1 protein-coding gene is annotated in these 1,233 nt (G+C 61.3%); it reads right to left on the reverse strand.

Annotated elements, in window-relative coordinates; genetic code table 11:
* Nucleotides 1–598: 598 nt before the first annotated feature.
* Nucleotides 599–1,099, reverse strand: coding sequence for a transcription termination/antitermination protein NusG (gene nusG / locus EDC90_RS20765; RefSeq protein ID WP_165972931.1), 501 nt, complete (start codon nucleotides 1,097–1,099; stop codon nucleotides 599–601).
* Nucleotides 1,100–1,233 lie beyond the last annotated feature (134 nt).

The following is a 1,233-nucleotide window of genomic DNA, read 5'->3' on the forward strand; positions in this document are numbered from 1 at the left end:
CGTCGGAGGCGACGACGCTGGCCCGGCGCAGGGCGGCGACTGCCGCATCGCGCCCGGACACGAAGGCCCGTTGAGCCCTGCGCAGCATGTTCATCCGGCGGCGCCCTCCGCCTGACGATGGGATTGAGAGCAGAGAAAGGGGAAAGTTCAGTTCATCATCAATGACGCGTATTACTGGGGGCAGAGCAATCCAGGGAACCCTCGAGGGTCCTTAGTGACCGGCCACTCTTGCAGAGTTGGCCGACGTCCGCAGGAAGACAGCAGGCGAGCCCAAGACGGATCATCGGTCCTGCGGTAACCAACCCGCGTATCAGGGTGTGATCTACCGTCGTCTTATCTGCTCTGCCCCCTGCAATACGCGTCGCATAAACTTCCAACACGGCGGGGCACCTGCCCCGTCAAACGGATCAGTGTGCAAGAAACTTGACAAACGAACATCAGAGGACCCGCGGATTGCCTGCCCCCTGCCCTGACGACAAAGAGCGGGTCACCGAAGCAGCCCGCTCTCGTCAGTCTCATGCGGAGCACCCGTCCCGCTGACACGATGTGATCGTGCCGCGATCCTGATGGATCATCTTCGATCGTCAGGCGTATTGGCTCACACCTTGGCGATCACGGCAAGCGGCACCACCATCGGCGTCAGCCGGCCGAACAGATCAACCTCGACCACGACATCACCCTTGCCCTTGCTGTTGGGGGTGACCACCGTGCCGATCTGCCCCTCGAATATCCCGTCGCCGATGATCACCCGGTCGCCGGCTGCGACTTCGACATCGCTGTGGCGCTCATAGTCAAAGTCGCCATTGTCGGCCTTGCGCATGATCTGAGCCACCTTGTCGTCGGATACAGGGTAAGGCGTCTCCCAGCCCCCGAGAATGGCAATGACATGATCAAGCCTCAGCAGGCCCCTGAGCGCCCGTGCCGTGCTGACAAAGCGGACAAGCACATAGCCGGTCATCAGCACCTCGTCCCTCACCGGCAGCATCCGCCCGCGCCTGCGCCTCTGCTTGCCCTTGCGCATCGGCACAAGCGCCTCGGCGCCAATGTCCTTCAGAACCGTCTCCACCTGTTGCTCATGGCCTGGATGAACCGCTGCCACATACCATGTGGCCTGGTCATGGGCTTCCGTCAGAGCGTGCTATAGCGCGACAATCTGTCTGAGACGCCGGCGACAATCTGTCTGAGATTCTATGTCGCGTCATTTGTGATGTTATCATCCTGATTGCCGCTGGC

It is taken from the genome of Martelella mediterranea, assembly GCF_004342225.1.
Lineage (GTDB): Bacteria > Pseudomonadota > Alphaproteobacteria > Rhizobiales > Rhizobiaceae > Martelella > Martelella mediterranea_B.